The 19,632-nt window shown below is 70.8% G+C and carries 15 protein-coding genes and 1 pseudogene; 10 read left to right on the top strand and 6 right to left on the bottom strand.

Annotation, left to right across the window (positions count from 1 at the left end):
- Positions 1-26: 26 nt before the first annotated feature.
- Positions 27-737: a hypothetical protein gene (locus KF837_41795; GenBank protein MBX3233930.1), complete on the top strand. Its 711-nt coding sequence runs from the start codon at positions 27-29 to the stop codon at positions 735-737.
- A 27-nt stretch (positions 738-764) separates the two neighbouring features.
- On the opposite strand, the gene KF837_41790 is transcribed toward KF837_41795, so the two are convergent.
- The 4 genes from KF837_41790 to KF837_41775 all read right to left on the bottom strand — a co-directional run bounded on the left by KF837_41790 (position 765) and on the right by KF837_41775 (position 5,083).
- On the bottom strand, positions 765-1,325 hold the full coding sequence (locus KF837_41790) for a DUF3341 domain-containing protein (protein MBX3233929.1): 561 nt from the start codon (positions 1,323-1,325) through the stop codon (positions 765-767).
- 16 nt (positions 1,326-1,341) lie between these two features.
- The gene (locus tag KF837_41785; protein ID MBX3233928.1) at positions 1,342-1,965 is read right to left on the bottom strand and encodes a BON domain-containing protein; all 624 of its coding nucleotides are present in this window, start codon (positions 1,963-1,965) and stop codon (positions 1,342-1,344) included.
- A 133-nt stretch (positions 1,966-2,098) separates the two neighbouring features.
- The gene (locus KF837_41780; GenBank protein MBX3233927.1) at positions 2,099-3,442 is read right to left on the bottom strand and encodes a hypothetical protein; all 1,344 of its coding nucleotides are present in this window, start codon (positions 3,440-3,442) and stop codon (positions 2,099-2,101) included.
- Positions 3,443-3,454: 12 nt separating this feature from the next.
- A complete protein-coding gene (locus KF837_41775; protein ID MBX3233926.1) occupies positions 3,455-5,083 on the bottom strand; it encodes a hypothetical protein in 1,629 nt (542 codons plus the stop codon).
- A 336-nt stretch (positions 5,084-5,419) separates the two neighbouring features.
- Here KF837_41775 and KF837_41770 point away from each other — a divergent pair, with 336 nt between their 5' ends.
- Genes KF837_41770 through KF837_41760 form a run of 3 tightly spaced genes read left to right on the top strand, consistent with a single transcriptional unit; the run spans position 5,420 to position 9,205 of the window.
- Positions 5,420-6,451 (top strand): S1 family peptidase, encoded by a 1,032-nt coding sequence (locus KF837_41770; GenBank protein ID MBX3233925.1) that lies wholly within the window; start codon positions 5,420-5,422, stop codon positions 6,449-6,451.
- 9 nt (positions 6,452-6,460) lie between these two features.
- Entirely contained in the window at positions 6,461-7,573 is a 1,113-nt protein-coding gene (locus tag KF837_41765; protein MBX3233924.1) for a hypothetical protein, read from the top strand.
- A gap of 3 nt (positions 7,574-7,576) precedes the next feature.
- On the top strand, positions 7,577-9,205 hold the full coding sequence (locus tag KF837_41760) for a hypothetical protein (GenBank protein MBX3233923.1): 1,629 nt from the start codon (positions 7,577-7,579) through the stop codon (positions 9,203-9,205).
- Here the strand turns inward: KF837_41760 and KF837_41755 are convergent.
- The gene (locus tag KF837_41755; protein ID MBX3233922.1) at positions 9,194-9,892 is read right to left on the bottom strand and encodes an SGNH/GDSL hydrolase family protein; all 699 of its coding nucleotides are present in this window, start codon (positions 9,890-9,892) and stop codon (positions 9,194-9,196) included. The genes KF837_41760 and KF837_41755 overlap by 12 nt on opposite strands.
- Before the next feature lie 68 nt (positions 9,893-9,960).
- Here KF837_41755 and KF837_41750 point away from each other — a divergent pair, with 68 nt between their 5' ends.
- Positions 9,961-10,638: a hypothetical protein gene (locus tag KF837_41750; protein MBX3233921.1), complete on the top strand. Its 678-nt coding sequence runs from the start codon at positions 9,961-9,963 to the stop codon at positions 10,636-10,638.
- Here the strand turns inward: KF837_41750 and polA are convergent, their stop codons facing one another.
- Positions 10,639-13,443 carry a DNA polymerase I gene (polA, locus tag KF837_41745; protein ID MBX3233920.1) on the bottom strand — a complete coding sequence of 935 codons (2,805 nt, stop codon included), beginning with the start codon at positions 13,441-13,443 and terminating at the stop codon, positions 10,639-10,641.
- A 147-nt stretch (positions 13,444-13,590) separates the two neighbouring features.
- Here polA and KF837_41740 point away from each other — a divergent pair, with 147 nt between their 5' ends.
- The 5 genes and pseudogenes from KF837_41740 to KF837_41720 all read left to right on the top strand — a co-directional run.
- Positions 13,591-15,180 carry a protein kinase gene (locus KF837_41740; protein ID MBX3233919.1) on the top strand — a complete coding sequence of 530 codons (1,590 nt, stop codon included), beginning with the start codon at positions 13,591-13,593 and terminating at the stop codon, positions 15,178-15,180.
- 33 nt (positions 15,181-15,213) lie between these two features.
- Complete coding sequence (locus tag KF837_41735) at positions 15,214-16,524, top strand: hypothetical protein (GenBank protein ID MBX3233918.1); 1,311 nt, start codon at positions 15,214-15,216, stop codon at positions 16,522-16,524.
- A 102-nt stretch (positions 16,525-16,626) separates the two neighbouring features.
- Complete coding sequence (locus KF837_41730) at positions 16,627-18,225, top strand: glycosyltransferase (GenBank protein ID MBX3233917.1); 1,599 nt, start codon at positions 16,627-16,629, stop codon at positions 18,223-18,225.
- A 181-nt stretch (positions 18,226-18,406) separates the two neighbouring features.
- Positions 18,407-18,715, top strand: a pseudogene (locus tag KF837_41725) (integration host factor subunit alpha).
- Positions 18,716-18,970: 255 nt separating this feature from the next.
- A partial coding sequence (locus KF837_41720) for a MerR family transcriptional regulator (protein MBX3233916.1) occupies positions 18,971-19,632 on the top strand: 662 nt, incomplete at its 3' end.

Raw genomic sequence — 19,632 nt, 5'->3', positions numbered from 1 at the left:
CGGCGGTGTTGTTTCATCATCGGGCGGTGCCTGTGGAGCCCGAGCACGTCGATCCGCTGCCGGCGCTCGCGGGGGAGACGTTCGAGCTGCCGGCGCCGGATACGGACGTCGCGCTCGCGAACGCGTGGGCGTCGAGCGAGGTCGACGGCGTCGAGGCGCCGGCCAGCGATGGCGATGCGCCGGCGAAGCCGACGCCGCGCGCGAGGGGCAAGGCCGGGAAGCTGGCGGCGCGCGCGGGGCGTCCGTCGGCGGGGAAGCCCTCGAGCGCGCACGGCGAGAGCGGCGGCGAGTCGACGGGGCCGCCTGCGCTCTACGGCGCGGTGGGGGAACGCTCGGCGACGGACCTCGCGACGGCGTTCACGCGTGGCTTCCCGCAGGCGGCGAGCGCGGATCCGATCTGGCGCACCGCCGCGCTCGGCTCCGCCGGTGAGGCCGACGTCGTGTTGACGATCGACGAGAGCGGTCACCTCGAGGGCACGCAGGTGCTCGGCGCGCCGAGCCCTGCGTTGTCGAGCGCGATCCGCCGCACGCTCGCCCTCATCAAAGGCCGCACGTTCGTCGCGAAGGGCAAGACGACGAAGCTCCACCTCGTCGCGACGGTGAGTTCCGACGCCGTGCACGACGGCCTCCACGGCGAGGTCTTCGCGATCGGCGGCAGCTACGCCGGCGGCGAGGGCAGCGCGTTCTTCGCCCTCGCCATCGGCCGCCGCATCGACGTCCGCGTCCGCGGCAGGTAGCGAGCGGCCGGCGCGCGGGGCCGCGTGTCAGCGCTGGGTCGAGATGGGGTCGCGGTCGGAGAGGGGCTCGGGGGTCACGGCGACGCGGCTTGCGCCGATCGCGATGAGCATGTCGCGCGCCTTGCGTTGCTCCTCCTCGTTCTCGCCGTGGACCGCGATGAGGGCGCCGCCGCCGCGGATGTGCGTCTCGTACTGGCGCGCCTGATCCTCGGGGACGCCGAGGCCGATGAGCGCGCCGGTGAAGCCGCCCACCGTCGCGCCCGCGGCGAGGCCGGTGAGGGTCGCGACGATCGGACCCGCCGCGATGAAGGGGCCGAGGCCCGGGATCGCGAGCGCGCCGATGCCGGCGAGGAGGCCGAGCGAGCCGCCGAAGACCGCGCCCGCGCCGGTGCCGGCGATCGCGCCGTCGGCCGCCTTCGTCTCCTGGCCGCCCTTGTCGTCGATGCGGCTCTTCATCACGTGCTCGCCGTCGGGGGCGGGGAAGATGACGGAGATGTCCTTGTTCTCGAAGCCGGCGTTGCGGAGCTGCGTGACGACCGCGTCCGCCTGGGCCTTGTTCTGAACGGTACCGATGATTGCTTTCTTCATGACTCCGGCCCTCTGCTCACTTCTTCACGACGAGCTGGTTCTCGACTTCGGTGACGCCGTCGGTGTTCCGCGCGACGCCCTCGATCTCGTTCTTCTCGGCCTCCGTCTTCACGTCGCCGCGGAGCGTGACCTTCGTGCCCGACGTGATCACCTTCACGTTCTTGGCGCCGACGGAGAGCGTGTCCGACGCGACGAGCGCCTTGCGGATGCGCGCCGTGATCGCCACCTCGCCCTTGCTGTTGCCCTGATCCGTCGCCGCCGCGGCGGTCGGCGACTTGCCGTCCGGCGCCTTCGCGTTCGCGGGCCCCGGCTGCGCGGGGCGCACGGCCGCCTCGGGATCGTTGAGCGCCGGCTCGGGCGGCGGCGCGAGCGGCGCCGAGTGGACGACGCCGTCCTCGGAGGCGTTCGTCACGTACGTGCCGTCGTTGTTGCCCGTGCCGATCGTCGAGATCGCGCCGGGCGACGACTCGCCGTAGGCCGAGGTCGTGCTCTCCTGCAGCGAGCTCTGCTGGTACGAGGGGTACGACGTCGTCGTGGTCGTGTTCGTCGTGGTGGTGCCCGGCTGACGCGGCGGCGGCCGATCGGCGCAGGCCGCGAGCGCGAGCGCGAGGCTCACGCTGATCGCAATCGTGGTTTTCATGAAGTGCGCTCGGAGCAACACGAGGGCCAAAGCCGACGAAGCCGATGCGCGAGCGCGAAAGTCGAGGGAATTGCAGCGCCAACGACGCGAGCTGGTGCGGAGGCCGCCCCGCGTCGCGGACGCACATGGGGCGCTAACGCTTGTAGAGGCGGTGGCCGCGCTCCTCCGCGACGAGGACGAACGACTCGTCGATCGCACGCGCGAGCTCGGGGACGAGCCGCAGCTGGCCGGTGTGCTCGATGAAGCAGCGCGCGCGGCCGAGGTCGGCGGCCCACGGCGCGGCGGGGAAGTCACCGCGCCGCACGAGATGCACCATCTGGTACGTCGGCACGAGGATGCGGCCGTCGAGCAGGAGCTCGATCCCGGCCTCGTCCGCGGCGACGACCTCGTCCACCGACTTGTTGCAGAGCGCAGACATTCGCTGCACCGTCTCGGCGTCGGCGCGGTACGTCGCGGCGTGCTCGAGCGCGCCGCGGATCGACGCCACGCCCGCGTACGCCGTCGCGGCGAGCGCGGCGGCGGCGAAGCGCGCGTCGCGCGGCGACGGACGAGCGCGCACGACGACGACGACGGCGGCGACGCAAGGCTCCATCCAGTAGTTCGACGAGCTGCCGGTCTTCGCGAGGGCGACCAGCGTCCACGCGACGCTCGCGGCGAGGGCGCCGAGCGCGATCCGCATCGACGCGGACGCGCGCTCACGCCAACCGAGCCACGCCGCCCACGCGAACAGCGGCGCGAAGAACGGGAGCCGCGCGGGCACCTGGTCGAGCCACGCCGCGAGGGTGAAGGGCTGCGCGTTCGAGCGCACGACGTGATGGAAGAGCGCGCCGCCCGACGCGACGTGCGCGATCGCGGCGCTCGCGAGCGCGAGGCCGGCCGCGATCGCGAGCGCGCGGCGATCGCGCGCGGCGACGAGCGCGCCGAACGGGAGCCCGATCATCGTCGGCTTGAGCCAGGGGACGAGCACGAAGAGCGCGATCGTGAGCGGGTCGATGCGCGCTCCGCGGGTCGCGCGCACGAGCGCGACGGCGGCGACGGCGGCGGCGATGGAGTCGGGACGTCCAGTCGTCGCGAAGTTCGCGAGGACCCACACCCCGGCGACGAAGGCGGCCGCGACGGCGGCCTCGCGTTTGTTGCCGAGCCACGCGAGCCAGCCCAGCGCGCCGAACCACGCGAGCGTGCTCGCGACGCGCGCGCCGATCAGCGCGCCGCCCTGCGGGACGAACGAGACGCCCCAGCTCCAGAGCGGCGGATAGGTGACGTACCAGCGCGACGGCGGCAGGCCGCGCTCGGTCGCGCCGACGAGCGGATCGACGAAGAGCGGCTCGTGCGCGCGGAGGCGCGAAGCCTCGAAGACGACCTCGGCCTCGCCCCAGTACGGGACGCGCACCGGCAGCGTGCGGACCACGAACCAGAGCGTCGCCGCGAGCGAAGCGGCGAGCATCGCCGCGACGAGCAGCCAGAGCACGCGCGCCACGACCGATGCGTATCAGCGTTTCACGTCGCGGCGGGCGTAGATCGCGAGACGGCCGCGCGCGAACGTGCGCGTGTAGTCGGCGGGCACCATCGCGGTCGCCGCCGCGGGCGCGTCCCAGAGGAGCAGGTGATCGTAGCGGGGCGTCGCCTCGTCGTAGAAGCGCCTCCAGGTCGAGGCGAAGAGCTGGTCGCACTCGCCCTCGCGCGCGGCCGCGTTGCAGACCGCCTTCGGCGTGCCGGCCTCCGGCGCGAAGGCCTCGAGCACGAGGTGATTGAAGCGCGCCGGCGGGAGCGGCTCCGCGTACGTCAGCGGGAACGAGCGCGAGTGCGCGAAGAGGAGCGGCGCCGAGGTCTTCTTCTCGATGACGTAGTAGCCCCACATGTGGAGGAGGTTCCGCGTGTTGGCGGAGGCGCCCTTGTGCTGGAACATGAGCGGCATCAGCTTCGCGCCCTCCGGCACCGCCTCGATGCCGGCGGTGAACTCGGCGCGCTCGCGATCGAGCCGCACGTAGTCGACGCCCATGCCCACGCTGTAGAGCGCGGCGGAGACGCCGAGGACGCCGGCGAGCGCGCGCGGGAGCCGCTCCGGCACGTAGAGGAGGAGCCCGATCCAGAGGAACGGGATGAAGCGCGAGTTGACGTGGAACCAGTTCGTCATCTTGTACGGCACGAAGCAGAACAAGACGGCGAGGGCGACGAGCGCGACCGGCGAGAAGAAGGCGGGGGCCGGGGTCCGCGCGAAGAGCCGCGGGACCGCGACGAACGCGAGGAGCACGCACGGCACGAGGCTCGAGAGCGAGAGGTTCGAGTAGCCCCAGAACCACTGCGCCCAGAGGTTGTAGACGAGCTCCCACGGCGCGATGAGCTTCGTCGACACGGTGGCGCCGGTGATCGGCGCGACCGCGTCTTCGAGGTGGAGCACGAACGAGAGGAGCGTGAGCGCCGTCGCCGGCAGGAGCGGCGCGAGCATCGCGCGCAGGCTCGCGACGCGCTCCTTCCACGCCGGCGCGCGCACGGCCTCGAGCGCGACGAGGAGGTGCACCGCGAGGAGCGGGAAGACGTGCGCGTACCAGGTCGCGACGCCGAGCGCGACGATCGCGGCGACGTTCTTCGCCGACGGCGCCCTGCGCTGCCGCTCGACGAAGACGAGCAGCGCGAGCGAGAGCGGAACGGCGAGGGCGAAGTCGAGCATGCCCATCGACACGAACCAGTTGTGCGCCATCGGCCACGCGAACAAGCTCGCAGCGACCATGCGTCCGCGGCTCTGCGTGAGCGCGAGGACGAACCGCGGGAGGAGGAGCGCGTTCAGCCCGATGACGAGCAGCGCGAACAGCCGCGCCGCCGCGTTCATGCCGGTGAGCTTCCCGACGAAGAAGAGCCACGTGAAGAGCGCGGCGTTCGTCTTGAGGAACCCGTTGAAGGTGTACTCGGGGTACGCCGCGAGGTTGCCGATGACGGTCGTCGTCGCGAGGTGGTTCGGGAGGTCTTGATAAGGAGGGACCTCCGTGAGCGCGAGCGGCCAGGCGGCGACCACGAAGAGGACGCCCGAGAGCACGAGCGCGAGCTGCCGGTCGGTCAGCGTGAAGCGCCCGAGCCCAGAAACCGGCACGCCGTCGGATTCGAGGACAAGAGAAGACTTCAAAGGAGGAGAGCTAACCCGGCGCCCAATGCATGTCCAATCGCTCAACGTCGGGGGCTTCGCCCCCGACACCCCCACCCCAGACACGGCCCGGCGAAGACGCCGGGTCGCTTCGCGACCGCTTGCGCGGCCGCTTCTGGGGCCCCTTCGTGTGCGCGGCATGCGGACGCATTTGCGCGATACGGTAGAGGTAGGGGATCGGCATACAAGGTGAAGGGTAGGACGGCAGTGCTTCGGTCGTCCGCCTCCGCCACCGTACAATCGCGCACTTCAGCGCACACGGTATGTGACGCAGGGATCACCACCTGGATCATTCGTACCACCCTCCTCGTCCTGACCATGATCTGCGGGATCGGGTGCGCGGAGGAGGTCGGTGGCGACGAGGTGGAAACGGACGTCGTGGGCGGAATGGATGCCCGCATCTTCGGCGGGTCCACCGACGACGACAAGGCCGGCGCGAGCAACGTGGTCGCGCTCAAGGTCGGCGACGAAGGCGAGTACGAGCTCTGCTCCGGCGCGCTCGTCGCCCCCAACGTCGTGCTCACGGCGCGGCACTGCGTCGCGAAAGTCCTCACGGCGACCGTGACGTGTGACGAGAACGGATCGTCGACGAACGGCCGCCACGTCAAGGGGAACCTCCCGCCGAGCCACATCAAGGTCTACACCGGCGCGTCCCCGCGCTTCAGCTCGGAGCCGATCGCGGTCGGCAAGAAGATCATCGCGCCCGACAGCGACACGCTCTGCGACGCGGACATCGCCCTCGTCGTGCTCGACGCCGAGGTCCCCGACGTCGAGCCGTTCGCGGTGCGCGTCGGCAGCAAGGTCGGCGTCGTCGACGGCGAGACGGTGCGCTCGGTCGGCTACGGCCAGAACGACAAGCGCATGCCGCTCGGCACGCGCCTGAAGAAGGACAACGTCTCCGTGCTCGCGATGGGCCGGGGGATCTCCGCGAGCAAGACCGCGCTCGGCGTGAACGAGTTCGAGGTCGGCCGCTCGATCTGCGAGGGCGACTCCGGCGGCCCCGCGATCAGCGAGGAGACCGGCGCGGTCATCGGCGTCGTCTCGCGCGGCGGCAACTGCAACGACGACTTCGGCCACATCTACATCGCGACCGCACGCTTCAAGGAGCTCTTCGACCGCGCCTTCGCGGCCGCGGGCGGCGCGCCCATCGTCGAGACCGGCCAGCCCGAGGGCCCGCAGACGAAGGCGAACCCGGTCGCGCTCCGCGAGCCGCCCCCCGAGACCGAGACCACGCTCAAGACGTCCGCCGGCGGCTGCTCCGCCGCGCCGGGCCGCGAGACCGGCGCCGGATCGCTGCTCCTCGCGCTCGCCGCCGTGGTCGTGCTTCGCCGCCGCCACAATCGCCGCTAATCTCGTCGCGTGCGTCTCGCTCGCGTGCGGCTCCGCCATGTCGGTCCGTTCGAAGACAACGTCCTCTCGTTCGCTCCGGAGACCGTGAGCGAGGAAGCCGCGACGAGCGAAGAGAGCGAGGTCACCGCGGTCGAGACGATCGCGACGGCGGCGCCGCGGCCGCTCACGGTCCTCTTCGGCGGCGACGGCACCGGGAAGACGACGATCCTCGGCGCGCTCTCGCTCACGCGCCCGGGGCACGCCCTCCCTCCCCTGCCCTCGAGCATGCGCGGCGACGGCCCCGCCTGGGTCGCCACCGACTGGCTCCTCGGCGAGGACGATCCCGAGCGGCCTCATCCGCTCGTCGTCGCGAGCCCGTCCGCGGTCCTCGCGGGAGAGACGACAGAGGGCGCCGCGGCGCGGCGGCGCGAGCAGGCGCTCTTCGATCGGCGCGCGCAGAGCGAAGGCGGACACGTGTTCGTCTCGTTCTCCGGCGCGCGCTGGTTCTCGCGCGTCCCGAACATGCTCACGGTGCCGGAGCGCACGATCCTTCGCTACGACGTGCGGCAGCCCAACGCGTCCTTCGACGATCCGACGCGCGCCGACCTCACGCGCGAGGTGAAGCAGATCATCTCCTACGCCTCGGTCGGCGCCGCGCTCGGCGGCGGGCGCGCGGAGTTCGATCGCCTCGCGCGCTTCGAGCAGGCGCTCCGGGAGGTGATCGACGTCGTGCTCGAGCCGTTCGATCTCGTCCACGCCGGCGTGAGCCCCACGAGCCTCGAGCCGCAGGCGCGGCACCGCGGGACCGGCGCCGTCGTCCCGTTCGACGCGATCCCGCGCGCCGCGCGCCACCTCGTCGCGTTCGTCGCGCTCCCGCTCCGCGCGCTCTCCGCGGCGTACCCCGGCTCCGACGCGCCGCGCGAGCGCGAGGGCGTCGTCGCGATCGACGACGCCGAGAGCCAGCAAGACCCCGCCCTCCTCCGCGAGCTCGCGCCGCTCCTCCGCCGCGCGCTCCCCAACGTGCAGTGGATCCTCACCACCTCGTCGACGCAGCTCGCGACGGCGTGCGACGCGAGCGAGGTGCTCGCCCTCCGCCGCACCGCGCCGAACCGGATCGAGCTCGGCGAAGGCCTCCTCCACTGACCCATGCGGAAGGGGGCATGGCTGGGACTCGTCGCGGCGGCCGCGCTCGCGGGCGCGATCGCCGGACGGCGCACGGCGACGTTCGACGGCGCGACGGTGACGTTCGACGCCCCGCTCGAGAGCGCGCGAGAGAACGCGAAGGCATTCGTCGTGGTCGATCTCTACGCGCCCGCGAAGCGCACCGGGACGCTCCTCGTCTTCCTCCAGGGCAACGATCCGGGCGACCCCGACGAGCGGAGCGCGTTCGCGGCCGAGGTCGGCGAGACGTTCCAGCGTCGCGGCGTCGACGTCGCGGCGCTGAGCTTCCGCGTCGGCGTGGCGGCGCCGCTCCGGGACTGCGCGAGCGCGTCGGCGCGCGCGATCGCCGAGCTCGATCGACGCCTGCATCCTTCACGTGTCGTCCTCGCCGGGCGCGGCGTCGGCGCGTGGGCGGCCGCGATGCTCACGCTCGATCCGCGCTTGTTCGAGCCGACGACGTTCGACGCGAAGCGGGTCGCCGCCGTCGTCGGGATGCGCGGCACGTACGACGTCGCGAACGCGGAGGAGTCGCCCACCCGCTTCGTGCGCCCGGACGCGCCGCCGTTCCTCCTCCTCAGCGCCGCGAACGACGACCCTTCGTGGCCGCGCCTCGATCGCAACTTCGCGCGCGCCCTCGCCAAGGCCGGCGTCGCGGTCGAGCGCCACGTCGTCCCGTTCCGCGATCAGCACTCGCTCACGCACTGGACCGGCGCGGAGAACGACCTCGGCGAGATCGTCGCCGGCTTCGTGGAGAAGGGCCCGACGCCGCTCGCGCCGGACGCCGGCGTCCTCGAGCTGCAGCAGCAATGGGACGAGCACCCGCCGCTCGACACGAAGGACTTCCGCGCCGACGCGAGCCGCATCACGACGCGGCCGGTCGACGCCGCGCTGAAGGACACGCTCGACGTCCTCTTCTCGCGCTACCCCTACGTCCTGAACACGCTGCCGGGCCGCACCTACGAGGCGATCGATCTCTTGCCGTGGCTCGCGTCGCGCCCCGAGTCCGAGGTCGGCCGCGGGAGCTACCTCACCGTCACGAACCTCCGCGGGGAGCAGCTCCATTTCACGCGCGCGGAGCTCGAGGCGTCGGCGCCGGTCGTCGTCGTCGGCCTCGACGACGAGCCGAACCCGTATCGTCTCTTCGGCTACTACCGCTTGAAGCATGCTTACTCGTGGAAGAAGGGACCCGAGCCGATGCCGCTGATGATCCGGCCGCTCGGCGCGTTCCTCCACTTCACGAAGGAGGCGCCGCGACCGAACAAGACGTACGCGCCGTTCAGCCTCACGACGAAGAGCTTCACGTGGACGGAGACGGACCCGCTCGCGGCGATGGCGGACGTGCCCGCGTCGCTCCAGCCGACGATGTTCGGCGAGCAAGGCTGCATCAAGTGTCACTCGTTCCGCGGCGCCGGGGCGCGCGCGCATCACATGCTGTCGACGAGCGGAGAGGCCCACGGCGCCTTCGCGCTCGCGCTCGAGGAGTACCCGGCCGACGTGCTGAAGCGGTTCCTCTACGAGCAAGACGCCGTCGCGCGGGGCTTCGACGTCGCGCCGCTGATCGTGCCGAAGGCGGTCGCCGACGAGCTCTTCGCGCTCGTGCGCTCAGGGCAATGACTTGAACAGCTCCGCCGCCCACTCGTCGTGCGCCTGCGCGTTCGGGTGGAGCCCGTCCTTCGCGAGCATCTTCGCCTCCGCCTGCTTGTGCATGAGGGGGAAGAGATCGATGTAACGTGCACCGATCGCCTCGGTCTCCTCCTTCAGCGCGCCGTTGAACTTCACGATGTCGGCGCCGATCGCGGCGGGCTCGCCGAACGACGACGCCGCGGGCGAGAGCGACCAGTCCGGCTGCGGGAGCGACACGAGCTGCTTCGGCGTGACGCCGGCGTCGACGATCGCCTTCAGGATCGACTTGACGTGCGCGCGGTACACGTCGACCGGCGTCCCGCGGACGCGATCGTTCGCGCCGATCGCGAGCGTCACGAGCGTCGGGGCGAACGGCTTCACCTCCGGCAGCTCGCGCGCGGTGAGGTCGTCGGTGGTGTAGCCGTTCACGCCGAGGTTCTTGAGCGTCACGGTCCGACCGGCCGCGCGCCACCGCTCGGCGAGGCGCGCGGGGAAGGCCTGCGACGGCGGGTTCCCCGTGCCGATCGTGAACGAATCGCCGAGCGCGAGGTAGCGGATCTCCTCTTTCTGCGCGGTCACCGTCGCGTCGGGGACCTCGGACGGACGCGGGCTCGCGGTCGAGGAGTGGTCGCACGCGATCGGGAACGCGATCAGGAAGACGAGGGCGAAGCGGCGCATGACGTTGCATCATACCTGGTCAGTCGAGTGACCCTCGGCAGCATCGCTCGCTTCGCTATGATCGAGCGATGGGGAGACTCGCGTTCGTGACGCTCGCGTGTTTGCTCGCCGTCTTCGCGGCGTGCGGGCTCTCGCTCGAAGGCACCGCCCCCGACGGATCGAGCACGTCGTCGACGTCGAGCACGTCGTCGTCGAGCACGTCGTCCTCTTCGTCGAGCACGTCGTCGAGCACGTCGTCATCGTCGTCGTCCGGCAGCACCTGCCCAGAACGCTGCGGCGACTGCCCGAACGGCGTCTGCGTCATCCGCTGCCCGGGGCCCGGCTGCGGCGGCGACAGCATCACGTGCCCCGACGGTCGGCCTTGCGTCGTGCGCTGCGAGGGAGAGGACAGCTGCAAGGGCAAGGAGATCGAATGCCCCGATGACGCGGCGTGCGAGGTGCGCTGCTCCGGCAAGACGTCGTGCGCCGGGAACAACACCGAGGTCAAGTGCCAGGCGCCGAACTGCACCCTCCGCTGTACCGGCAACCTGGCGTGTGAGGACACGAAGATCGAGACCGCGCCCGGGTTCTGCATCGAGTGCATCGGGAACGGCGGCGATAGCTGCAAGAAGACGACGTGCGGTCCCGCCACGAGCCAGACCTGCCGCCGAAGCTGCAAGGACCAGGCTTGCGGCGGCGGGCACGTCGGCGGGTGCTCGGCCTGCCGCGAGGATTTGGCGGGCTGCGGCCCCTCGCTCCTACCTTGATCAGTGCGCTTCGCCCCAGTGGGCGCCGTCGCCGACGTCGACCTCGAGCGGGACGTCGAGCGTCATCGCGCCTTCCATCGCCGCCTTGATCTTCACCTTCGCCTCCTCGACGCCCGCCTCCGGGACCTCGAAGACGAGCTCGTCGTGCACGGTGAGGATCATGCGCGCGCCGGGGACGACGTCGCCGAGCCCGAGCTCGATCATCGCGAGCTTGAGGATGTCCGCCGCCGCGCCCTGGATCGGCGTGTTCTTCGCGACGCGCTCCGCCTCGAAGCGGAGGCCGCGGTTCGACGAGTGCAGGTTCGGAAGGAAGCGCCGCCGCCCGAGGATCGTTCGCACCGCCTCGCCCTGACGCGCGGTCTCGATCGTCTGATCCATGAACGCGCGGACGCCCGCGAAGCGCTCGAAGTACGTCGCGATGAACGACGCCGCCTCCTGGCGCGTGATGCCGAGGTCGCGCGCGAGGCGCGGCTCGCCCATGCCGTAGATGAGGCCGAAGTTGATCGCCTTCGCGCGGCGGCGCTGCTCGGCGGTGACCTCCGCGCGCGGCGTGTCGAACACGAGCGACGCGGTGTGGGTGTGGACGTCGACGCGGTCCTGGAACGCCTGCCCGAGGGCGGGGTCCTTCGCGAGGTGCGCGAGGACGCGGAGCTCGATCTGCGAGTAGTCCGCGCTCACGATCCGGAAGCCGGGCGGCGCGACGAAGGCGGAGCGCACGAGGCGGCCGACCTCCTTCCGGATCGGGATGTTCTGCAGGTTCGGCTCCGTCGACGAGAGCCGGCCCGTCGCGGCGACGGCCTGCTCGAAGCGCGTGTGGATGCGCCCGGTGGAGGGGTTCACCGCGCGCGGGAGGCCTTCGAGATAGGTGCCCTTCAGCTTGTCGAGCTCGCGGAACTCGAGGATGAGGCCCGGGAGCGGATGTTTGTCGGAGAGCTCCTCGAGCACGGCCGCGTCGGTCGAGCGCCCGCCCTTCATCGTGCGCTTCACGACCGGGAGCTTCAGCTCGTCGAAGAGGATCGCCTCGAGCTGATCGCGCGAGCGGATCGCGAACTTGCGGCCCGCCGCCTCCTGCGCCTTCAGGTCGAGGATCTGGCACTCGGACTCGACCTTCTGCGCGATGCCGGCGAGGCGCGAGACGTCGACGAGGACGCCCTTCTGCTCCATCGCCGCGAGCACGTGCGTGAGCGGGAGCTCGACCTCGGTGTAGAGCTTGCCGAGGTTGTCCTTCTCGATGCGCGGATCGAGCCGCTCCGCGAGGGCGACCGCGAGCTCCGCCTGCGGCGCGGCGTAGGTCGTGGCGCGCTCGACGTCGAGCTGATCGAACGCGATGCGATCGGCTTTGCGACCGGTCGCGTTCTCCTCGAAGATCGGGAGCTCGGTCCCGAACTCGCGCCGCGCGAGGTCCTTGAGGCCGTGCGGCGACTCCGGATCGAGCAGGTACGCCGCGAGCATCGGGTCCGAGATCGCGCCCTCGAACACGAGGCCGCTCCGCGCGAAGACGTCCTCGATCCGCTTCAGGTCGTAGGCGACCTTCCGCACGGCGGGGTCGGCGAGGACCGGCGCGAGGAGCGCCTTCGTCTCCTCCCACCCGAGCTGCTTCGGCGCGCCGAGGTAGCGATGGCCGAACGGCACGTAGACGCCCTCGCCCGGCGCGGCCGCGAGCGAGACGCCGAGGAGCTCCGCGCGCATCGGATCGGGCACCGTCATCGCGACGCCGAGGCCGAGCACCTTCGTCTCCTTCGCCTGCGCGAGGAGCGCGCGGACCTCCTCCGCGCTCGTGACGTGGCGGTACTTCCGCTCGATCGCGGGAGCCGGCGCCTCGCCGACGGAGCGCGACACCATCGCGACGACGCGGCCCGCGCCCTTCGAGCCGACCGTGGTCTGGCGGCCTTCGCGCGCGAACTGCTGCGCCTGGCTGATCTGGTCGAGGAGCCGCGTGAACTCGAGATCGAGGAAGAGCTTCTTCAGCGCGTCGAGATCGGCGCCGCCGTACCGGAGCTCGTCGCGCGAGACCTCCACGTCGAGGTCGGCGCGGAGGGTCACGAGCGTCTGCGAGATCCGCGCGTCCGCCTCGGCGTTGGTGAGGTTCTCGCGCAGCTTCGGGCGCTTCACCTTGTCGAGGTTCGCGTAGAGGTTCTCGATCGTGCCGAACTCCTTCAAGAGGTCGGCCGCGGTCTTCGGACCCACCGAAGGGACGCCGGGGATGTTGTCGGAGGTGTCGCCCGTCAGCGCGAGGAGATCGCGGAGCATGCTCGGCTTCACGCCGAACTTCGCCTCGACCTCGACGGGGCCGTACGTGCGGTCGCGCATCGAGTCCCAGAGCATGACGTCGTTGTCGCCGTCGTGGACGACCTGCATCAGGTCCTTGTCGGCGCCGACGATGACGGTGCGGAGGCCTTGCGCGTGCGCCTTCTGCACGATGGTCGCGATGAGGTCGTCCGCCTCGATCCCGTCCTGGCGAAAGATCGGGATGTTGTACGCCCGAACGAGCTCCTCGACGCGCGTGATCTGCGGCGCGAGATCCGAGGGCATCGCCTGCCGCGTCGCCTTGTAGCGGACGTCGATCTCCTTCCGAAAGCTCGGCTGTTTGCTGTCCATCGCGACGGCGAACATGGCGGGGAGGCGCTCGTTCACCACCTTCTGGAGCATGTTCACGGTGCCGAGGACGGCGTGCGTCGTCTCGCCTTTCGACGAGGAAAGCGGCGCGATCGCGTGGTAGGCGCGGTAGACGTAGCCCGACAGATCGACGAGATAGAGGACGTCCTCGCTCCCGGGCGGCGGGAGGCTCGCAGGCAGCGGCGGCACGCGCACACCGTAGGAGGGTGGCGCGTCTCCTGCAACCGCGGCCGAGTTGAGCCTACGCGGGCGCTCGCGCTATTGTTTTTCCGACCGCGCGAACGGGTGTAAACCAATCGAGGGTCCCGTCCGTCGAACGACGACGAGCTTTTACGAATGAGCGCCAATCCCGCCGATGCCGTTCCGCCGACCCAAGGGCTCGTCGCGGGCAACTACAAGCTCTTGCGCCTCATCGGCAAAGGCGGCATGGGCTCCGTCTGGGAGGCCCAGCACCACAAGCTGAACACGCGCGTCGCGATCAAGTTCATCGAGACGGAGCACGCGGTCAGCCAGGAGGCGCGGAACCGCTTCGAGAAGGAGGCGATGGCGGCGGCGACGATCCAGTCGAAGCACGCGATCCAGATCTTCGATCACGGCGTCACCTCCGAGGGCATCCCCTTCATCATCATGGAGATGCTGCAAGGCGAGTCGCTCGAGCACCGCGTCGAGCGGCTCTCGCGCATGAGCCTGCAGGAGACGGCGCGCATCGTCCTCCAAGTCTGCCGCGCGCTCCAGCGCGCGCACGAGCAAGGCATCATCCATCGCGATCTCAAGCCGGACAACGTGTTCATCGTCCGCGACGCGGACGACGGCGAGGAGATCGCGAAGGTCCTCGACTTCGGCATCGCGAAGATGCAAGGCGCGCCGGGCAACCCCGGGATGACGTCGAGCACGAAGACGGGCGCGGTCCTCGGCACGCCGTTCTACATGTCCCCCGAGCAGGCGCGCGGCCTCCGCAACGTCGACCACCGCACCGACGTCTGGTCGCTCGGCGTCATCGCGTACCGCTGCGTCACGGGGAAGCTCCCGTTCGACGGCGAGTCGGTCGGCGACCTCCTCGTGAAGATCTGCACCGCGCCGGTGCCGGTGCCCTCGCAGGTCGTCCCCGGCATCCCGCCCGGCTTCGACGGCTGGTTCATGCGCACGATGGAGCGCGAGCCGGAGCGCCGCTTCAGCACGGTGATGGAGCTCGCGAACGAGCTCTGCTTCGTCGCCGGGATCGCGACGCCCGGACAGGGCGCGCCCGTCTCCCATCAGCAGACCGCGGCCGTGCACGCCGCCATCATCACGCCGCACGGCATGATGGCGAGCGGCGCCGCCGGCGTGCACTCGTCGGGGCAGCAGGCGAACGCCGCGCGCGCCGCGAGCGGCTACGGCCACACGCCCGCGCCGCTCCCGCACACGCAGTCGTCGCCGGGGCAGTCGCAGCCGGGCTACGGCCAGCAGCCCGCGTCGATGACGAACTCGCCGTTCACGACCGGCGTCGTCGCGGGCGTGCCTTCGAGCGGCGGCAAGGGCAAGGTCATCGGCATCACCGTCGCGGTGACGCTCCTCTTCGCCGGGGTCGGGACCGCTGCGTTCCTCACCTACGGGCGAAAGCCGGTCGAGCCGGTCGTCGCCGCGCCCACGAACCCGCCGGAGGTCCCGACCGAGAAGACGGAGATCAAGGCGCCGATCCCGGAGGATCCGAAGCCGGCCGACTCCGCGAAGCCCGCCGGCGCCGAGGCGCACGAGAAGGTCGCGGAGACGAAGCCGGACCCGAAGCCCGAGACGAAACCGGACCACCCGAAGCCGAGCACGAAGCCGGGGACGAAGCCCGGACCCGCCCCCGCCCCGGTCGCGAAGCCCGCCGCCGCGCCGGCCCCCGCGCCCGCGCCGGCCCCCGCCCCGGGGCCGAAGGCGAACAAGAACGATCCCGGTTACTGACGGCGCAGCCAAGTCCGGTTTAGTCTCCGCGCCATGAAGCTGCGGGTGTTGGTCGCGCTTGCGGCGTTCGCGCCGATGTTCCTCGCGGGACGCGGCGCGTTCGGCCAGATGAGCGACAACGAGAAGAAGGCCGCCGCTCGTGCGGCCTATACCGAAGGCGTCGAGCTGCAGGACAAGGGGAAGTACGCCGAAGCGCTCGCGGACTTCGAGAAGGCGCAGAAGCTCTTCGACGCGCCGACGCACCTGCTCCGCATCGCCGAGTGCCAGGAGAAGCTCGGTCGCCTCGTCGAGGCGGTGGAGACCTACGAGACGCTCTCGCGCCTGCCCCTCGAGGCGAACGCGCCGGACGTCTTCAAGCAGGCGCAGGCGCAAGGCGCGAAGGAGCTCGAGACGCTCCGCCCGCGCATCCCCACGTTGCGCGTCAACGTGACGCCCGAGCCGAGCACGCTCCCCAACCTGCAGATCAACCTGAACGACAAGACGATGCCGATCGAGACGATCGGCATCGCGCGTCCGATCAACCCGGGGCAGTACAAGATCACCGCGACGGCGTCGGGCTGGGGCACGCGCGCGCCGGTCGACGTCGACGTGAAGGAGAAGGACGCGAAGTCGGTCGACGTCACGCTCGAGAAGGGCGCGACGGGCGGGCTCACCACGCCGGAGACGAGCGACAAGCCGGCGAGCACGGGGCCGACCGGGCTCGGCCTCCTCGTCGGCCTCCGGCCGCTCGCCTTCCTGCCGTTCGGCAAGGTCGACGAGAACACGAACTTCAAGGACTACGCGGGTCCCGGCGTCGGCGGCGGCATCGACATCGCGGGGCGCATCGCGAATCGCTTCCTCGTCGGCGGAAGCGCGGAGATCGCGTTCCTCCGTGCGCCCGAGCGCTTCATCCCCGGCGACCCCACCATCCTCGACGGCGGTCAGGGCGCGGCCTCGCGCTCGAACATCTCCGTCCTCTCCGAGTACATCGGCGTGTTCGGCGGCTTCGTCTACGACAACGACAGCGTCTCGCCGATCGCCACGATCAACGCGGGCTACCGCTACATCCAGCGCGCGATCGAGTTCACGGGCCCAACCGGGGTCACGAAGAAGCTCGACGACAACGTGAACGGCCTCCAGGCCGGTCTTCACGCCGGCGTCTCGATCCCGCTCGGTCCCATGCGCCTCGTCCCGCTCGCCGACGTCTCGGCGGGTCAGCTCAGCGACCGCGGCTGCAAGACCGCCAGCGACCTCGGCCTCGTCGACACCTCGTCGACGTCATGCACCGATCCCGGCAGCGGCTTCTTCTTCATGGCCGGCCTCAGCGTCGGCATCTATTACAACGTCGATTTCGGCAAGAAATAGCGGGCGAACGCGCGTCAAGTTTCTGACGCCGCGCGGCAAACCGGTACAACGAATTACAACTCCGTGACAATGTGAGCGGCGGCGGATGCCACGCTCCCACGCATGCACGTTGCCTTGTGTTTCGCGTACTTCGCGGTGCTCTTGCTGCTCGCGTCGTATGGGCTTCACCGGTCGCATCTCGTCCTTACCGTCCTTCGCTTCCGGAAGAAGCTGCGCGCGATGAAGAGCGCCGCCGAGGCGCTCCCCGCCGGCGCGGATCCGAAGACGCTCCCGCACGTGACGATCCAGCTCCCCCTCTTCAACGAGGCGACGGTGCTGCATCGCCTGCTCGAGGAGACCGCCAAGATGGCGTACCCGCGCAGCAAGCTCGAGATCCAGGTGCTCGACGACTCGACCGACGAGTCGCGGCAGATGGCGCGCGCGAAGGTGGAGTCGCTCCGCAAGAACCCGCCGGCGCTGCCCGCCGGGACGCCCGCGAGCTGGCAGGGTCCGCTCGACATCGTCTATCTGCACCGCACCGATCGCACGGGCTACAAGGCCGGCGCGCTCGACGCGGGGCTGAAGGTCGCGAAGGGCGAGCTCGTCGCGCTGTTCGACGCGGACTTCGTCCCGCAGACGTCGTTCCTGCGTGACCTCGTCCCGCACTTCATGAACGACGCGAAGGTCGGCATGGTGCAGGCGCGCTGGGGTCACATGAACCGTGAGCTCTCGCTGCTCACGCGCGTGCAGGCGCTCATGCTCGACGGGCATCACCTCGTCGAGAACCGCGCGCGCTACGGCGCGGGGTGGCTCTTCAACTTCTCGGGCACGGGCGGCATGTGGCGCGCGGCGGCGATCGCCGACGCGGGCGGCTGGCAGCACGACACGCTGACGGAGGACCTCGACCTCTCGTACCGCGCGCAGATGAAGGGATGGAAGGCGGTCTACCGCGACGACGTCGTGACGCCCGCCGAGCTCCCCGAGGACGTGAGCGCGCTCCGCCAGCAGCAGTTCCGCTGGGCGAAGGGCACCGTGCAGACGTCGCGGAAGCTGATGAAGAAGGTGATGACGAATTCGTCGCTCACGCTCACGCAGCGCGCGGAGGCGTTCTTCCACCTGACGCCGCACTTCGCGTACCCGCTCATGGTCGTCCTCTCGGTGCTCCTCCTCCCCGCCCTCATCCTCATGCCGGCGACGGACGCGCGCACGATGGTCCTCGTCGACCTCCCGCTCTGCATCGGCACGACGGGCTCGCTCGCGGCGTTCTACATGATGGCGGAGGCCGCGCAGGGCCGCTCCCGCATCGAGGCGCTGAAGACGCTGCCGATGCTCCTCGCGCTCGGCGCCGGGCTCGCGCCGCATCTCTCGACCGCGGTGTGGTCCGGCCTGAACAGCATGGCGGGAGAGTTCGTCCGCACGCCGAAGCACGGCGTCGGTCACTCGACGCGGTACCGCATGCGCGCCGATCTCCCGATGACGGAGATCTTCCTCTGCCTCTTCTCGTTCGCGAGCGTGGTCGCGTCGATCGAGACGGGGCACTGGTTCGCGACGCCGTTCGCGATGCTCTTCTGCTTCGGCTACGGCTACGTCGCGACGCTCGTGACGAGCGAGCAGACGGCGCGACGCCGTGCCGCGACGCTCGCGCTCGCGTCGTCTCGGGACAGCGTGCCCGACAGCGTGGCCCCCGCCGCCCCGGCTCCGTCGGAGGAGCTCGCGGCCTGAAGGACGAAGCCAAGCTCTCGAAAGAGCTTGGTTTTCACCGCCCGGGTCCGCGCGCGCCCCCGTTCGTGGAGCGCGCGCCGGACCCGGTCGTTTTTGAGTGGCCGCTCGGATTTTATCGCTTTACTATCCGGTACCTGCGAGTGGGCGCAGGAATTTCCCACCGTCGGGGGTGGAGACGATCATGACCAAGGCTGAGATCGTCCAGGCGCTGTACACGAGGGTCGGCGGATTCTCGAAGAAGGAGTCGGCGGACATCGTCGACCTGGTCTTCGAGATGATGAAGGAGACCCTCGGACGCGGCGAGAAGATCAAGATCAGCGGCTTCGGCAACTTCGTCCTTCGCGACAAGCGCCAACGCCCCGGACGCAACCCGCAGACGGGCGACCCGATCAAGATCAGCGAGCGTCGCGTCCTCACCTTCAAGGCGAGCCAGATCTTGAAGCAGGCGCTCAACCCGAAGCACGCCGGCCTCATCGACGACGAGGACGACGAGGACGACGACGACGAGTCGCTCGACTCGGGCGGCGGCGCCGCCGCGGCCACCGCGCCCGCCGCTCCCTCCGCGCCTGGTGCGACCGACGGCGCGTCGAAGGTCACGTCGACGTCGTCGGCGGCGACTTCGCCCTCGAACGCGAACGGCGGCTCGCCGCTCGGATCGACGCCGCTCGCCGCCGCGCCCATTGCGAGCGAGATCACGAAGGAGTAAAGCGCCTCCACGTTGGCGAAGACCGCGACGAGCGCTGCGATGGGCGAACTCCCGCCGAAGCTGTTCTTCCGCATCGGTGAGGTGGCCGGGCTCGTCGGCGTCGAGCCGCACGTGCTCCGCTATTGGGAGCGCGAGTTCCGCAGCATCCGCCCGACGAAGAGCGCGAAGGGCCAACGCGTCTACTCGCGCAAGGACGTAGAGAACCTCCTCCGCGTCCGCGACCTCCTCTACCGCGACGGCTTCACCATCGCAGGCGCAAAGAAGCGCCTCCACGGCGCAGCCCCCCTCAGCGACGCAGAGACGTACACGCAGGGGGCGGCGGCGGCGGGCGCGGCGGCGTTGGACGCGACGACGGTGTCGGCAGGCGGCGCGGCGGCCGCGGGCGCGTTGATGAACGCAGGCGAGACGGGCGATGCGGCGGCCATTGGCGCGTTGGTCGACGCAGGCGCTACGGCGCGCGGCGCTGGCGCGACGGGCGGCGCGGGCGCGTTGATGAGCGCAGGCGCTACGGCGCGCGGTGCTGGCGCGACGGGCGGCGCGGGCGCGTTGATGAGCGCAGGCGCTACGGCGCGCGGCGACGCGACCGCGGGCAGCGCGGACGCTACGGCGCACGCGGGAGCGGCGAGCGGCGGCCCGGGCTCGGCGGCGGGTAGCGCGAGCGCAACCGCGCGTGGCGCAGACGCTACGGTGCACGCGGCAGC

This window comes from Labilithrix sp., from assembly GCA_019637155.1.
Classification (GTDB): domain Bacteria; phylum Myxococcota_A; class Polyangia; order Polyangiales; family Polyangiaceae; genus Labilithrix.
Note: the sequence above shows the minus strand (reverse complement) of the source record. Positions and strands in the feature narration are given on the sequence as shown.